Here is a 15,004-nt window from a genome sequence, read left to right as displayed (position 1 = left end):
GTCATACCGCTGCCTCCTTGCCGGGGCGCTGGACGGATGCGGATGCGGGTGCCGGGGGCGGCTCCTCCGGGCCGCGCGGGCGCCCTCCCCGTACGCGCCGCCGCAGCACCGCGCCCAGCGACACGAGCCCGCCGGGCAGGAACGCGACGACGGTGATGAACAGCAGCGCCTGCGCGTACGTCCACGCCGCCGGGAACTCCTCGGACAGCGCACTCCTGGCCCACGCCACGGCGACAGCGCCGATCACCGCCCCCAGCATGCTGGCCCGGCCGCCGATCGCGGCGCCGATGACGAACTCGATGGAGGGCACGATCCCGATCAGGGCCGGGGAGATGATGCCGACGGCGGGCACGAACAGCGCCCCGGCCAGCCCCGCCATCCCGGCCGCCGCGACGTAGGCGACGAGCTTGACGTTGGCCGGGTCGTAGCCGAGGAAACGCACCCGCTCCTCCGAGTCGCGGACGGCGACGAGGAGTTCGCCGTAGCGGGAGAGGAAGAGCTGACGGACCAGTGCCATCAGGGCGAGCAGCACGGCGGCGGTGAGGAAGTAGACCATCCGCATGTTGGCGGGGTCGCTCAGGTCGTAGCCGAAGAAGCCCTGGATGTCGGTGAGGCCGTTGGTGCCGCCCGTCGAGAGCTGCTGGCCGATCAGCCACAGCGCGAACGCGGCGGTGAGCGCCTGGCTGAGGATCGCGAAGTACGCGCCCCGCACCCGTCGGCGGAAGACGAGCAGCCCGATCAGCGCCGCTGCCGCCATCGGCACCACGAACACGGCGGCGACGGCGAGGACGGGGCTGCGGAACGGCTCCCACCACCAGGGCAGTTCGGTGCCGGTGCCGTAGAGGCTCATGAAGTCGGGCAGGTTGCCCGGGCCCGCGTCGGCGAGCTTCAGATGCATGGCCATGGCGTAGCCGCCGAGGCCGAAGAAGAGTCCCTGGCCGAGGGTGAGCATGCCGCCTCTGCCCCAGGCCAGGCTGATGCCGAGCGCGACGATGGCGACGCACAGGTACTTGGCCAGCAGCCCGAGCCGGAACTCGGACAGCGCGAGCGGCGCCACCGCGAACAGGGCCACGGCGCCGAGCGCGAAGCCGAGGGGTGCGCGCAGGCGGAAGAGTCGTCGGTCGTACGGGCGAGGCGTAGGGCGGGACGACGTCGTGCGAGGCGTGGGGCGAGGCGTCATGCGAGGCTCCGGCTGCGAAGGGTGTAGAGGCCCTGGGGCCGCCACTGGAGGAAGGCGACCACGACGACCAGCACCAGCACCTTGGCGATGCTGACGGTGGTGGAGTATTCGAAGGCGGCCTGGAAGAGGCCGAGGACGAAGGCGGTGATGACGCTGCCCTTGAGCTGGCCGAGGCCGCCGACGACCACGACGAGGAACGCGTCGATGATGATGTTGGTCCCCATCGCGGGCCCGATCGGCCCGACGAGCGTCAGCGCCACGCCCGCGACGCCCGCGAGCCCGGAGCCGATGAAGAAGGTGGTCCGGTCCACCCGTGCCGTCGGGATCCCGGACGCCTCCGCCAGTTCCCTGTGCTGCACGACGGCCCGGATGCGCCGCCCCAGCGACGTGCGGCGCAGGGTGAGGGTGAGCACGGCGATGGCGGTGAGCGCGAGGGCGAGGATGAACAGGCGGCTGTTGGGCAGCGACAGGTCACCGGCCACCGTCGTCGCGCCGGTGAACCACTCGGGCGCCGTGGTCGAGACGTTGGGGGCGCCGAAGAGGTCGCGGGCCAGCTGCTGGAGCAGCAGCGAGACGCCCCAGGTGACCAGGAGGGTGTCGAGAGGACGGGCGTAGAGCCTGCGGATCAGCAGCGCCTCCAGCAGCGCGCCCATGGTCCCGGCGACGACGAACGCGGCGGGCAGCGCGAGCAGCAGCGGCAGCCCGGCGCCACCCATGGCCTGCTGGAGCACGTACGTGGTGTAGGCACCGGCCATGATGAACTCGCCGTGCGCCATGTTGATGACGCCCATCTGCCCGAAGGTCAGCGAGAGGCCGAGGGCGATGAGGAGGAGGACGGCGCCGATGCTGACGCCGGTGAAGGACTGAGTGAGGAGAACGGTCACGGAGCGGCTCCGTACGGGGAGGGTGGCGGGGAGGCGGTCGCCCGGGGCGGGACGGGTGACGGCCCGTCGGGAGCGGCCGTCGGGAGGTGCCGTCAGGAGAGGCCGTTGGCCCAGGCGTCGCGCTTCAGATACGGGTCGGGCCTGATCGGCCCGTCCGAGTTCCAGACCTCGCGGATCAGCCCGTCGGATCCGATACGGCCCACGCGCGCGGTCTTGTAGAGGTGCTGGGTGTCGCCGTCGATCTCGACCCGCCCCTCGGGCGCCTCGTACGTCACCCCGTCGGCCGCCTTCCGCACCTTCTCGACGTCGAAGGAACCCGCTTTCTCCACCATGGCCTTCCACAGGTGTACGGAGGTGTAGGCGGCCTCCATGGGGTCGGAGGTGGGCTTGTCCTTCCCGTAGCGCGCCTTGTACGCCTTCACGAAGCCGTCGTTCTGCGCGCCCTTGGTGGTCTGGTAGTAGTTCCAGGAGGTGAGCTGGCCCTCCAGGTACTGCGGGCCGATCCCCTTGACCTCCTCCTCGGCGAGCGAGACGGAGACGACGGGCATCTTCGCGGGGGTCAGGCGCGCCGACTTGTACTCCTTGAAGAAGGCCACGTTGCTGTCGCCGTTCAGGGTGTTGAAGACGGCGTCGGCCTTGGCCGCCTTGACCTTGTTGGCGATGGTGCTGAACTCCGTCGAGCCCAGGGGCGCGTAGTCCTCGCCGAGGATCTTCATGCCGTGCGCCTTCGCGTAGGCGCGGATGACCTTGTTGGCGGTGCGCGGGAAGACGTAGTCGCTGCCGACCAGGTACAGGGACTTCTTGCCCTGCTCGCGCAGATAGTCCAGCGCGGGGACGATCTGCTGGTTGGTGGTGGCGCCGGAGTAGAAGATGTACGGGGACTGCTCCATGCCCTCGTACTGCACCGGGTAGAAGAGCAGCGAGCGGTTGCGCTCGAAGACCGGCTTCACGGCCTTGCGGCTCGCGGAGGTCCAGCAGCCGAAGACGGCGGCGACGCGGTCCTTCTTGATCAGCTTCTGCGACTTCTCCGCGAACGTCGGCCAGTCCGAGGCCCCGTCCTCGCTGACCGGCACGATCTCGCGCCCGAGGACGCCGCCGTCGGCGTTGATCTCGTCCACGGCGAGCCGGAGCGCGTCGCGGACGGTGACCTCGCTGATGGCCATGGTGCCGGAGAGGGAGTTGAGCAGGCCGACCTTGACCCGGTCCTCGCCGACGTCCACGAGGGCGCCGCTTCCGGCCCGCGCCCGCTGCCCGTCCGGCCCTGCGGCTCGCGGGTCACCGACCTTCGCGCCGCAGGCGGTGAGGGAGGCGACGAGGGCGACGGTCAGGGTGAACGCGGCGAGCACCGTACGCGTCGGGCGGCGGCCGGGGGTCCGGCGGCCGGGGCCGCGGGCTCTGGGCATCGAGTCCTCCTTGGCATGGGCTCGACACAGCTTCAAAGGGGGCTGTTTCCCTGGCGTTTCGCGACCATTAAGAGCCGCGGCGGCCTTGTCGGTGGCATGTTTCCGCCCGCGCACACCGCGCCCGCACCGCGCCCCGCACCGCCTTCGTGCCCTGCGGAACGGGCCCGGCGCGGCTGCCCCGTCCGCCACCCGTGCTGTCTACGATCGCGCGCGCTCGCGCCGTACCAGCAGCGTCGTCCCGGCCGCCGGCACCACCAGCGCCCCGCCCACCGTGACCAGCCACGCGGGCATCCCGCCCCAGCGCAGCAGCGTGCCCTTGTAGCGCACCCGCTGGAACTCATCGTCCGACGCGGCCCGCGCCAGCACATGGTCGGCGCTGATCCGCTGGGGGCGCGGGAAGAACTGCTCGACGGCGGTCACATACGTCTCCCCGCCCGCCAGCTTCCGCACAGCGCCCGGCTGCTCCCCCGCCGTCAGCCGCTTCGCGTACGTCACCTCGGGCCGCTCGCCCCCGATCGCGCTCCGGGGCTCCATGCGGTGCGGGGCCAGCACGTACAGGCCCAGCGACTGCGGCTGCGTGGCCGCGCGGGACAGCCGCATGGGGTAGACGAGGGTGTCGGAGGCGAAGGTGAGGTGCAGCGGGTCGAGGGTGCCGCCGAGGGCTTCGCCCTCCTCGGGGGCGAGCCGCACCGCGACGTACTCCCACTCGCGCTCGACGTACGGCTCCAGTTCGGTGCTCAGCCGCTCCGGCAGCGCGAAACCGTTCTTCTTCAGCCACCCGCTGAGCGCGTCCGGGTCGGTCGCGGTCAGCCGTGCCACGTCGAAGGGTCCCAGCCGCTCGCGCCCCACGACGTCGACGGGCGGCGCGGTGGCGGAGGGCGGCGGCGCTCCGGCCATGTCGGAGGAGTCGAAGGGCCAGTCGCCGTCCCTCGGCCAGAAGTACGTGCGTTCCCTGGGTACGGGCTCGGCCAGCGCCTCCAGCTCGTCGAAGAGCTTCCTGTCACCGAGCTTCACGTCCGCCCTGCTCGGCACGGGCATGATCCAGGCCGCCTCGGGTGCGTCGCCGCTGACGGTGAGGCTCATGACGATCTGCTCGGTGCGCCCGTCCCACCGCACGGCGGACACCTCGCGGTCCACCGCGATACGCGACTGCGCCGAGGGCACCATCCCGCCGCACCCGCACGCGTACGCGGGCCACGCCACGAACCCCAACTGCGCCGCGACCACCAGCACCACGACCCACAGCGCCCGCCGACGCCCCACCACTGCGCCCACAGCGCGACTCCCCCGTATGCCCGCCTTGATCATGTCCCTGCCGTAGACGACGGCGGGGACGCGCCGGTTCCGTCGCGCCGCCGTGACCCGCGCACCGTCCGCCACACCGTCCGCCACAGCGCGCCGGGCGCCCCCCAGCCCCACACGACCGCTACCAGCACCCCGAAGAACCCGGCCAGCGCCCGGTCACCCGTCACCAGGAGCTGGAGCCCGGCCAGCAGAGCGAGTGGACAGGCGGCCACCACGAAGAACAGCGCCCGCGCACGCCGCACCTGCCCCGCCCCGTGGTCGAGCCATGCCGCCGACTCCGCGCGGTCCCAGCGCCGCCAGGCCGCGCCCGCCGCGAGGTGGAGACACATTGGCCCACCAGGCTTCGCTGAGCAACCACGTTGCGGGGACGTCTCCCTGACGGAGCGCCACCCCGATCCTGCCTCCAGGGTCCGGCCGCGCATCGGCGACCAACACCCCGGACCCGTCCACCAGTTGCCTCAGCGTTCCGAGCAGCGGGCCGGAGAACGACTCCAGGGTGTCGCCCCGCCCCTGGTCACCGATGCCGTGCACGAACAGCACCGCGACGTCCGTGCGCTTGGCCACCCGTACGCCCCTCGTCGCCGAACGCTCCCGTACCGGTACGCCCGCGAGCGTACCGGCCCTCGACTGGACAGACCTGTGAACGCCCGGTCACGCTGGGTGACTTGCGTGAAGAGTGACCAGCGACCAACGAGACCGCGGAGGTGCCGGGTTATGCCTGAGCAAGCGGGACCACATACCCCGCCCCCTCACGGCGTGCCCCTCAGGAGTGGAGGGCCTCGCGCAAGGCCCGTACCTGGTCGGTGAGGCTGCGTTCGCTGACGCGGGCCTGGGGGAAGAGGAGGTCGAAGCCGTGGACGGCGCCGGGGACCTGCACGAGTTCGGTGGTGACACCGGCGGCGGACAGGCGTGCGGCGTAGTCGCGGCCCTCGTCGCGGAGCGGGTCGATCTCCGCGACGGCGATGTAGGTGGGCGGCAGTCCGCCGAGGTCGGCGGCGCGGATCGGGAAGGCGTACGGGTCGGCGTGGCTGTCCTCCGCGTAGTACCGCACGGCCAGTTCCAGCGCGGCCCGGTTGAGGACCGGGGTGTCGGTGAGCTCCCGTGCCGAGCCCGTGGTCAGGCCGCCGTCCACGCCCGGGTAGGTCAGCGACTGGAAGAGCACGTGCGGTCCTGCCTGGTCGCGGGCACGCAGCACGGTGGAGGCCGCGATGTTCCCGCCCGCGCTGCCACCGGCCACCGCGATGCGTGCGGCGTCGCCGCCGAGTTCGGCGGCGTTGGCGGCGATCCAGGTCAGTGCGGCGTAGGCGTCGTCGGAAGCGGCCGGGAAGGGGTGCTCGGGGGCGAGGCGGTAGTCGACGGAGGCGACGACGGCCCTGGCTTCGCGGGCGTAGCGCAGAGCACGTCCCTCTTCGGCCTCGGGGGAGCCGTAGGTGTAGGCGCCGCCGTGCACGTAGAGGATCATCGGCAGGTCTTCGGAGGTGTCGGGCCGGTAGACGCGCAGCCGCAGTTGCCCGCCGGGGCCGGGTATGAACAGGTCCCGCACCTTGACCTGGTCGTCGACGGGGGTGTCGGGGAGGGCGCGCAGGAGTGCGTAGCGCTGCGGGTCGGCGAGGACCTCGTCCAGGCCGTGGACGGGGAAGACGCCGGTGTCGGCGGTGTCGAGCAGGGTCTGGATCTCGGGATCGACGGCGGGGACGGGCATGGCTGACGGCCACCTTCCGGGGTGCTGACCGGGGGTTTTCCCGGTGCTCGTGTGCGGAACTGACCTCAGTCTCCGCCGATCACGGGCGGCGCAGAAGTGGCCCGAGGGCCACTATCTGCAACTATTGGGCCATGACCGTCGCGACGCCTCACCATGTGGCCGTTCTCGCCCTCGCGCCCGTGGTGGCCTTCGATCTCAGCATCCCGGCCCAGATGCTGGCCTCGGTCGAGACGCGCGCGGGCCACGCGGCCTACGAGGTACGCACCCTCACCCCTGACGGCTCCTTCGTCCCGACGGTGAGCGGGTACGGCGTCACGCCCCAGGGCGACCTGTCCCTGCTGGAGCACGCCGACACGGTGATCGTCGCGGGGACCCGCTGCCCGGACGTGATCGAGGACGGCGCGGTGGACCCCCGTGTCGCGGCGGCGTTGCGTGCGGCCCGGCAGCGCGCCCGGCTGGTGTCCCTGTGCACCGGCTCGTTCGTCCTGGCGGCGGCCGGTCTGCTGGAGGGCCGCCGGGCCGCGACCCACTGGCGATACGCGCGGCAGTTCAGGCGGCTCTTCCCCGCCGTCGATCTCGACACCGACCCGCTGTATGTCGCCGATCGCGGGATCCTGACCTCGGCCGGCGGCGCGGCGGCCATCGACCTGTGCCTGCATCTGGTCAGGGAGGACCACGGCAGCTCCGTGGCCAACCGCGTGGCGCGGTACAACGTCGTCGCGCCCATGCGGGACGGCGGACAGGCGCAGTACATCGAGCACCCGGTACGGGAGGACGCGGGGACCTCGACGGCCGGGGCGCGGGAACTGATGACGGAGCACCTGGACCGCCGGCTGTCCCTCAAGGACCTCGCGGCGCACTGCCACATGAGCGTTCGGACGTTCACCAGGCGGTTCCGGCAGGAGACCGGGCTCTCCCCCGCCGAGTGGCTCACCTCAGCGCGTCTGAAGTACGCGCGCCATCTGCTGGAGTCGACCGAGCTGCCCGTGGACGACATCGCCGCCAGGACCGGTCTGGGAAGCGGAACGAACCTGCGGCAGCACATGCGCGATGCCCTGGGCACCACCCCCTCCGCCTACCGCAGGGCCTTCCGCGCCTCCCCCGCCGCGCACACCCCGTAGCCGGAGTGCCCGTCACCCCACCGCCTTCGCCGCCGCCCTGCCCGCCGTGCGGCCCGAGAAGAGGCAGCCGCCCAGGAAGGTGCCCTCAAGGGAGCGGTAGCCGTGGACGCCGCCGCCGCCGAAGCCCGCCGCCTCGCCCGCCGCGTAGACGCCGGGCAGCGGTTCGCCGCCCTCCGTCAGGACGCGGGACGAGAGGTCCGTCTCCAGGCCGCCGAGGGTCTTGCGGGTCAGGATGTTGAGCCGTACGGCGATCAGCGGGCCACACCTCGGGTCCAGGAGGCGGTGCGGTGAGGCGACCCGTATCAGCTTGTCGCCCAGGTACTTGCGCGCACCGTGGATCGCGGTGACCTGCGAGTCCTTCGTGAAGGGGTTCTTGATCTCGCGGTCGCGCGCCGCGATCTCCCGCCGCAGCGCGGTCTCGTCGATGAGCTTGTCGCCCGTCAGCTCGTTCATGCGGCGCACCAGCGTGCTCAGGTCGCGCTCGATGATGAAGTCCGCGCCGTGGTCCATGAACGCCTGCACGGGCCCCGGCGCCCCCGACCCGACCCGCGCCAGCAGGTCGCGCACGCTGCGCCCCGTGAGGTCAGGGTTCTGCTCGGAGCCGGAGAGCGTGAACTCCTTCTCGATGATCTTCTGGCTCAGCACGAACCACGTGTAGTCGTGCCCCGAGTGCATGATGTGGTCCAGTGTGCCGAGCGTGTCGAAGCCGGGGAACAGCGGTACGGGCAGCCGCTTGCCCGTCGCGTCGAGCCACAGGGAGGAGGGGCCCGGCAGGATGCGGATGCCGTGCCGGTTCCAGATCGGGTTCCAGTTCTCGATGCCCTCGGTGTAGTGCCACATGCGGTCGCGGTTGATGATGCGTCCGCCCGTGTCCTCCGTGATGCCGAGCATCAGCCCGTCGACGTGCGCGGGCACCCCCGAGAGCATGCGCCGGGGCGGGGTGCCCAGCCGCTCGGGCCAGTTGGCGCGTACGAGGTCGTGGTTGCCGCCGATGCCGCCCGACGTCACGATGACCGCCTGGGCGCGCAGCTCGAACGACCCGGCGACCTCGCGGCTGGACTCCGTTCCCCGTTCCGCCTCGCTCGGCGCGAGGATCTCCCCTGTGACGGTGTCCACGGAGCCCGCGCTGCGCGAGAGCCCCGTGACGCGGTGCCGGAAGCGCAGGTCGACGCGCCCGCTGGCGGCCCCGGCCCGTACGCGCCGCTCGAAGGGCTCCACGACACCGGGGCCCGTGCCCCATGTGATGTGGAAGCGGGGCACGGAGTTGCCGTGCCCCGTCGCGTCGTAGCCGCCGCGCTCGGCCCAGCCGACCACGGGGAACAGCCGCAGGCCCTGCTGCCGCAGCCAGGCCCGCTTCTCACCGGAGGCGAAGTCCACGTACGCCTCGGCCCAGCGGCGCGGCCAGTGGTCCTCGTCGCGGTCGAAGGCCGCCGTGCCCAGCCAGTCCTGCCAGGCCAGTTCGCGGCTGTCGCGGATGCGCATGCGGCGCTGCTCGGGCGAGTCGACGAAGAACAGGCCGCCGAACGACCAGTGCGCCTGGCCGCCGAGGGACTGCTCGGGCTCCTGGTCGAGGAGGATCACCTTGCGGCCCGCGTCGGCGAGTTCGGCCGTGGCCGCGAGCCCCGCCAGCCCCGCTCCGATGACGATCACGTCGGCGTCGTACGCCATGCTGCCCACCTGCCACCTGTCGTGCTGTCCGCGCCGGAAGGACCGACCTGGTGACCGGAGAGTAACCGCAGGCCCGGTGCGCATGGCACCCCCGCGACGGTGCTGAGATGGACGGCATGACGGAACAGGGCCGCTCGGCGGACGAACTCCTGGACATCGTGGACGAACAGGACCGGGTCATCGGCCAGGCCCCGCGCGGGGAGGCGATGGCGCGACGGCTGCGGCACCGCTGCTCGTCGGTGCAGGTCCGCGATCCGCGCGGGCGGATCTTCGTGCACCGCAGGACCCCGGTGAAGCTGGTGTTCCCCTCGACGTACGACCTGGTGGTCGGCGGCGTCGTCGGCGCGGGCGAGACCTACGACGAGGCGGCGCTGCGGGAGGCCGAGGAGGAGCTGGGGGTGAGCGGGCTGCCGATGCCGGAGCGGCGGCTGACGTTCCTCTTCGACACCCCGGAGCACTCCTGGTTCGTGCGCGTCTACGAGGTGGTGTGCGCACTGCCCGTACGGCCGCAGCCCGAGGAGGTCGACTGGTGGGACTTCCTCCCGGAGGACGAGGTGGAGCGGCGCATCCCGGAGTGGGAGGTCATCCCGGACGGGCTGGAGTGCCATCGGCGGTTGCGGGCGCTGCGCGGGGCGGGCGGGAGGTCACGGGACGCGCGGTGACGGGTGCGGGGCGTGACAAGAGGCGTTCCCCTGGGGCAGGGGCGTCGCGGATGCGAACGCGTGGTCCGATGAACAGGCATTAAGCTCGACACATGATCGAACGGCTCTTCGCGACCCTCCGCCTGTGGTTCGCGCCGCAGCGCATCAGGGCGGAGGGCTCGACCCCCGACTACCGCTTCTCGCTCGCCAACGAACGCACCTTCCTCGCCTGGATACGCACCTCCCTGGCGCTGGTGGCGGGCGGCATCGCGGTGGACCAGTTCCTGACGGGGCTGCGCTGGGGCGTGCGGACGACGATCGCGGTCGCCCTCCTCGCCGGGGCAGCGCTCTGCGCGGTCCGCGCCGTCAACCACTGGGTGCGCTGCGAGCGCGCGATGCGGCGCGGCGAGGACCTGCCCGCGTCCCGGTTCCCCGCGGTGCTGGCCACCGCGACGGCGCTGGCGTCCCTGCTGGTGATCGCCATCGTCGCCCTGGGGTGGGCCGGGCAGTGAGCCCCGCGCCGCCCCCACCGGAGCCCGGGCCCGCGCCGGAGCCGGAACCGGAGCCTGACCGCGACCCCGGCGCGCAGCCGGAGCGGACGCGGCTGGCCTGGCGGCGTACGACGCTGACGTTCGCCGTGTCCGTCGGGCTCGCCGTGCGCAGCGCGATGATGAAGGGCAGCGGCGCGCCCGTGGTGATCGTCGTGGCCGTGGGCGTGCTGGCGTGGCTCGCCTTCCTCGCGGTCGCGCACCGCCGCATAGCGAACATGGCCGCGTCCCGCCCCGCCGTGCTGAACGGCCGCCTGATGCAGGGGGCAGCGGTCTGTACGCTGTTGATGGTGATCGTCGGATTGGTGCTGCTGAGGTGAGCGTGGACGACGGGAAGAGCACGGGGGCCGACGGAGCCGGGTCCGGGGCCGGGACCGAGGTCCGGACGCCGCTGGTCGTGGTCATGGGTGTGGCCAGCTCGGGCAAGACCACCATCGGCACGAAGCTCGCGGAACGGCTGGGCGTGCCGTACGCGGACGCCGACGACTTCCACCCCCCGGCGAACGTCGCCAAGATGTCGGCGGGCACCCCGCTGAACGACGAGGACCGCCGCCCCTGGCTGGACGCCATCGCCGCCTGGCTCACCGCGCGCGAGCGGGAGGGCGGCGGCGTGGTCAGCTCCTCGGCCCTGCGACGCCGCTACCGCGACCGGCTGCGCCAGGCGTCCCCGGACGTCTTCTTCCTCCACCTGGACGGCTCTGAGGAGCTGATCGCGGCGCGCATGGAGAAGCGGAAGGGACACTTCATGCCCCGTTCGCTGCTGCGCTCGCAGTTCGAGGCCCTGGAACGGCTGGAGCCCGACGAGCACGGCGCCGCGATCGACATCTCGGGCACGCCCGAGGAGAACACGGACCGCGCGGTGGCGGCCGTACCCCACTGACCGGCGCCGGGCCCCGCTGACCCGCGCTGAGCGCTGCCGGCCCCGCTGATCCCGTCCTCGCCTGCTGGTCCCCGCTGACCTGCGCTGATCCCCCTGCTGGTCCCCGCCGCCAGCGCGCCCCCGTCAGGCGCGGCGGCGCCCCCGGCGCAGCTCCAGCGCGAGCGCCCGCACCTCACGCACCGCGAACCCCGGCTCCTCCGCCATGGCCCGCACCAGCGCGGCCCGCACCGCACGGCCACGGCCCGCGGCGACGAGCGCGGCGGACTCCGTCAGCGCGTCCGGGAGACCGGCGTGCCGCGGCGGCGCGTCGGCGTCCGCGTCGAACCAGCGCGCCGGCGGGAAGGAGCGGGCCACCTTCGGCTGCCCGACGCCGAGCCAGTTCCAGACGTAGCGGTCGACGGACACGTTCACCACATGCCCCGAGGGCAGCGTGCGGACCCACGGGCGCGACGCCTGGCTCTGCTGCCAGCGCCAGTGGTGCGGGCTCGTCCTGCCCCGCTCGGTGACCCCGGCGTAGCGCAGCTTGCGGCGGATGACGTTCCAGGGCTCGCGGGTCTCCGCGATCCAGCGGGCGAGTTCGCCGTGCAGGATGTCGAAGGTGCCGCCGCTGTGGACCACGTCCACGAGCGCCACGGGGCGCTCGCGGCGTGCCAGCGCCGCCGGGGACAGCCCGACGGCGGCGAGGTGTTCGCGCAGCCTGCGGCGCACGTGCGCGGGCACGGCGTCGTCGGGGCCGAGCCCGCTACAGGACACGGGGAGCCGCCGCAGACCGCCGTGCCGGTTGTCGGCCTTGCGCGAGGTGCCGTCGAAGGCGCCCGTGAGCAGGTCGTACATGCTGTCCAGCGAGCGTCCGACGAAGCACAGGTCGGCCGCCGAGGTGCGGGTGAGGACCTTCGCGGCGCAGTCGGTGAGCGCGGGGAGGTACCAGAGGTCAGGGGGCTGGGCCCCGTAGGTCAGCGCCCCGGTGCGCTGCGGACGCTCCCCTGCCTGCGACCAGCGGAAGGGTGTGGGAGGCACGGGTGGTGGTGTGGGTGGCGTGGGTGGCGGTGAGGAGACGGCGCGGGCCATGACGTCCAGTCCACCATCGCGCGGGCCCGCGCGGCATCCGGTTTTCCGCTCGTCCACAGGCCCTTGAGCCCGTTGTCGTACCCGCCCGGCAGACTCCACACATGACACCGACGCCGACGCCGACGCCGAGATCCGACAAGGCCCTGGAGTTCCACCTCCAGGACATCGAGCGGGCCACCACGGCCCCGGAGGTCATCGCCGCGGTCGGCGCTGTCCTCCGCCACATAGCCGTGCGGGCGAACGGCTACCGCCCCGGCGGCAAGAAGCTCACCGGACTCCTCGCCGAGGCACGACGGTGCGCGGCGCGGCACGAGGAGTGGGAGACGGTCCGCTCGCTCCAGGACGCGGTGCACTACACGGAGGGCCGTCTGCTGCGCCCGGACTACGAGGAGAAGTACCGGCTCTCGTACTTCCCGAAGGAGCCGCGCGACGAGCTGGGCCTCCAGTACATCGCCCGTACGCTCACCCGGACCGGCGAACTGTGGTGCTCGGAGGGGCGCAAGATCCTCGGCGAGCGGCCCGGCATCACGCCCGAGGAGCTGCTGACGGAGATCGCCAAGCTGAGCGCGGACGCGGAGCTGACGCGGGCCCCGGAAGAGGACCCCGCGCGGTATCACATCCCGCGTGGCGCCGCCGAACTCGCCAAGTGGGGGGAGCGGGTGCTGAGCAACCGCGTCGAGATCGTGGACCCGCGCGGGGCAGCGCACCGGATCGTCTCCTCCCCCGAGGCACTGGCCGTCCTCGCGGCCGACGAGGACGGCCGGACGCTGCTGCGCGCGGCGGAACTCCAGCGGCGCGCCGAAGGGCTCGCCGCGCTCCGTAGGACCGCCGAGGACCCCACTGCGACGGAGCACGCGCTTCAGCGCGCCCTGTCGGGCCAGCACTGGATCTTCGGGGGCCGCTTCGTCGCGGAGTCGGAGCACCGCAGGCTGGTGCCTGGCGACGAGCTGGACATCCCCCTCCTGCGGGCCGACGGCGCCCTGCACGTGGTGGAGCTGAAGCAGGCGGCGGGCGTCAGCCGCCTCGTCAAGCGGCAGCGCGGCGCGTGGGTGCCCACGCATCAGGTGCACGACGCGGTGGGCCAGGCCATCAACTACCTCGTCGGTCTTGACGAGAACCGGGAGCGCATCAGGGAGGAGTTCGGGATCGATACGCGCCGGGCGAGCGCGGTGGTGCTGATCGGGCATCCGCTGGGCCAGCCCGAGGTGCCGGAGGAGGTGATCAACGAGGCGCTGCGGACGCACACGGCGCATCTGAGCCGGGTCGAGGTGCTGACGTACAAGGAGCTGATCGACAGCGCGGAGCGCGCCCTCGGGGAAGGAGCGCCGCTGCCGTGACGGACTGTGGCGGGCCCTCTCGCGCGCGGGCGCGCGGTGTCGCACGACACAGGGATTCGGCGCATCCCCGTGCCCCGACCCCTAGACGCCCATACCGACTAGTCGGCATGATCGGGTACGGTCCTCGCGGCCCGTCGTCACGAACCGTCCTCGCGGCCCGTACGGCAACAACACCAGAACCAGCAGTTCCCGCCATCGCCCGATGGCCGGGCGTCCACCCCCTCACCCCCGAGGAGCGCGCACGATGAGCAAGGAGAACCCGCCCGGTCTCGACCTGGGCCGGCTCGGAGAGCATCTTGAGCGGGAGCGCCCCGGGCTGGTGAACGGGCCGCTGACGGCCGAGGTCGTCCAGGGCGGCCGTTCGAACCTCACGTACCGCGTCACCGACGGGACCTCGCGCTGGGTCGTACGGCGCCCGCCGCTCGGCCATGTGCTGGCCACGGCGCACGACATGGCCCGCGAGTACCGCGTCATCAGCGCCCTGCACGGCACCGACGTGCCCGTCCCGGAGACGCTGCTGCTGTGCGAGGACGCGGAGGTCGTCGGCGCGCCCTTCTACGTGATGGAGCACGTGGACGGCACCCCGTACCGCACCGCAGAACAGCTCGCGCCGCTCGGGCCCGAGCGCACCCGGCGGCTCGTGCTCTCGCTGCCCGACACGCTCGTCGCACTGCACTCCGTGGACCCGGCCGCCGTCGGGCTCGCGGACTTCGGGCGCCCCGAGGGCTTCCTTGAGCGCCAGTTGCGGCGCTGGGGCAAGCAGTTGGAAGCGTCGCGCAACAGGGAACTGGCGGGCATCGACGAGCTGCACGCGGCGCTCGGCGAGGAGCGGCCCGAGTCGCCCGAGCCCACGATCGTGCACGGCGACTTCCGGCTGGACAACGTGCTGGCGAGCGCGGACGACCGCATCGCCGCCGTGCTCGACTGGGAGATGTCCACGCTCGGCGACCCGCTCACCGACCTCGGGCTGCTGGTGATGTACAGCGAACGCCAGGACATGCCCGACTCCCCCGTCAGCACGACGGCGGGCGCGCCGGGACACCCCGAGCCCGCCGAGCTGATCGAGCGCTACGCGACGCTGTCGGGGCGCGACGTGTCCCGCGTCAACTGGTACACGGCGTTCGCCTACTTCAAGCTCGCGGTGATCCTCGAAGGCATCCACTACCGCTTCACGCTGGGCCAGACCGTCGGCCCCGGCTTCGACCGGATCGGCGATCTCGTCCCCGTCTTCATCGACAACGGACTCACCACTCTACGGAAGGGCTGA

At 72.5% G+C, this 15,004-nt stretch carries 15 protein-coding genes; 7 read left to right on the top strand and 8 right to left on the bottom strand.

What is annotated here, in order from left to right:
* Position 1: 1 nt before the first annotated feature.
* The 6 genes from urtC to ACWGJ2_RS18205 all read right to left on the bottom strand — a co-directional run bounded on the left by urtC (position 2) and on the right by ACWGJ2_RS18205 (position 6,474).
* A complete protein-coding gene (gene urtC, locus ACWGJ2_RS18230; RefSeq protein ID WP_453347113.1) occupies positions 2-1,180 on the bottom strand; it encodes an urea ABC transporter permease subunit UrtC in 1,179 nt (392 codons plus the stop codon).
* The gene (urtB, locus tag ACWGJ2_RS18225; protein WP_453347112.1) at positions 1,177-2,064 is read right to left on the bottom strand and encodes an urea ABC transporter permease subunit UrtB; all 888 of its coding nucleotides are present in this window, start codon (positions 2,062-2,064) and stop codon (positions 1,177-1,179) included. Before urtB ends, urtC begins: the two co-directional genes overlap by 4 nt.
* 92 nt (positions 2,065-2,156) lie before the next feature.
* On the bottom strand, positions 2,157-3,467 hold the full coding sequence (urtA, locus tag ACWGJ2_RS18220) for an urea ABC transporter substrate-binding protein (RefSeq protein WP_453347111.1): 1,311 nt from the start codon (positions 3,465-3,467) through the stop codon (positions 2,157-2,159).
* Between the two features lie 198 nt (positions 3,468-3,665).
* The gene (locus ACWGJ2_RS18215; RefSeq protein WP_453347110.1) at positions 3,666-4,775 is read right to left on the bottom strand and encodes a DUF2330 domain-containing protein; all 1,110 of its coding nucleotides are present in this window, start codon (positions 4,773-4,775) and stop codon (positions 3,666-3,668) included.
* The gene (locus ACWGJ2_RS18210) at positions 4,772-5,101 is read right to left on the bottom strand and encodes a hypothetical protein (RefSeq protein WP_453347109.1); all 330 of its coding nucleotides are present in this window, start codon (positions 5,099-5,101) and stop codon (positions 4,772-4,774) included. The genes ACWGJ2_RS18215 and ACWGJ2_RS18210 overlap by 4 nt, the downstream gene beginning before the upstream one ends.
* A gap of 434 nt (positions 5,102-5,535) precedes the next feature.
* Complete coding sequence (locus ACWGJ2_RS18205) at positions 5,536-6,474, bottom strand: alpha/beta hydrolase (protein WP_453347108.1); 939 nt, start codon at positions 6,472-6,474, stop codon at positions 5,536-5,538.
* Between the two features lie 131 nt (positions 6,475-6,605).
* Here ACWGJ2_RS18205 and ACWGJ2_RS18200 point away from each other — a divergent pair, with 131 nt between their 5' ends.
* Positions 6,606-7,595 (top strand): GlxA family transcriptional regulator, encoded by a 990-nt coding sequence (locus tag ACWGJ2_RS18200; RefSeq protein ID WP_453347107.1) that lies wholly within the window; start codon positions 6,606-6,608, stop codon positions 7,593-7,595.
* A gap of 12 nt (positions 7,596-7,607) precedes the next feature.
* On the opposite strand, the gene ACWGJ2_RS18195 is transcribed toward ACWGJ2_RS18200, so the two are convergent.
* Positions 7,608-9,263, bottom strand: coding sequence for an FAD-binding dehydrogenase (locus tag ACWGJ2_RS18195; RefSeq protein WP_453347106.1), 1,656 nt, complete (start codon positions 9,261-9,263; stop codon positions 7,608-7,610).
* A gap of 116 nt (positions 9,264-9,379) precedes the next feature.
* On the opposite strand from ACWGJ2_RS18195, the gene ACWGJ2_RS18190 reads away from it, so the two are divergent.
* The 4 genes from ACWGJ2_RS18190 to ACWGJ2_RS18175 all read left to right on the top strand — a co-directional run bounded on the left by ACWGJ2_RS18190 (position 9,380) and on the right by ACWGJ2_RS18175 (position 11,332).
* Positions 9,380-9,925, top strand: a complete 546-nt coding sequence (locus ACWGJ2_RS18190; protein ID WP_453347148.1) for an NUDIX domain-containing protein — start codon at positions 9,380-9,382, stop codon at positions 9,923-9,925.
* 92 nt (positions 9,926-10,017) lie between these two features.
* Positions 10,018-10,416, top strand: a complete 399-nt coding sequence (locus ACWGJ2_RS18185) for a YidH family protein (RefSeq protein ID WP_453347105.1) — start codon at positions 10,018-10,020, stop codon at positions 10,414-10,416.
* Positions 10,413-10,772: a DUF202 domain-containing protein gene (locus ACWGJ2_RS18180; RefSeq protein ID WP_453347104.1), complete on the top strand. Its 360-nt coding sequence runs from the start codon at positions 10,413-10,415 to the stop codon at positions 10,770-10,772. Before ACWGJ2_RS18185 ends, ACWGJ2_RS18180 begins: the two co-directional genes overlap by 4 nt.
* 83 nt (positions 10,773-10,855) lie before the next feature.
* The gene (locus ACWGJ2_RS18175; protein WP_453347147.1) at positions 10,856-11,332 is read left to right on the top strand and encodes a gluconokinase; all 477 of its coding nucleotides are present in this window, start codon (positions 10,856-10,858) and stop codon (positions 11,330-11,332) included.
* Between the two features lie 123 nt (positions 11,333-11,455).
* Here ACWGJ2_RS18175 and ACWGJ2_RS18170 read toward each other — a convergent pair whose 3' ends face one another.
* On the bottom strand, positions 11,456-12,349 hold the full coding sequence (locus tag ACWGJ2_RS18170) for a hypothetical protein (RefSeq protein ID WP_453347103.1): 894 nt from the start codon (positions 12,347-12,349) through the stop codon (positions 11,456-11,458).
* A gap of 152 nt (positions 12,350-12,501) precedes the next feature.
* Here ACWGJ2_RS18170 and ACWGJ2_RS18165 point away from each other — a divergent pair, with 152 nt between their 5' ends.
* A complete protein-coding gene (locus ACWGJ2_RS18165; RefSeq protein WP_453347102.1) occupies positions 12,502-13,737 on the top strand; it encodes a Shedu anti-phage system protein SduA domain-containing protein in 1,236 nt (411 codons plus the stop codon).
* Positions 13,738-13,981: 244 nt separating this feature from the next.
* Entirely contained in the window at positions 13,982-15,004 is a 1,023-nt protein-coding gene (locus tag ACWGJ2_RS18160; RefSeq protein WP_453347101.1) for a phosphotransferase family protein, read from the top strand.

The sequence above is a fragment of the Streptomyces sp. NPDC054796 genome, assembly GCF_053611545.1.
Note: the sequence above shows the minus strand (reverse complement) of the source record. Positions and strands in the feature narration are given on the sequence as shown.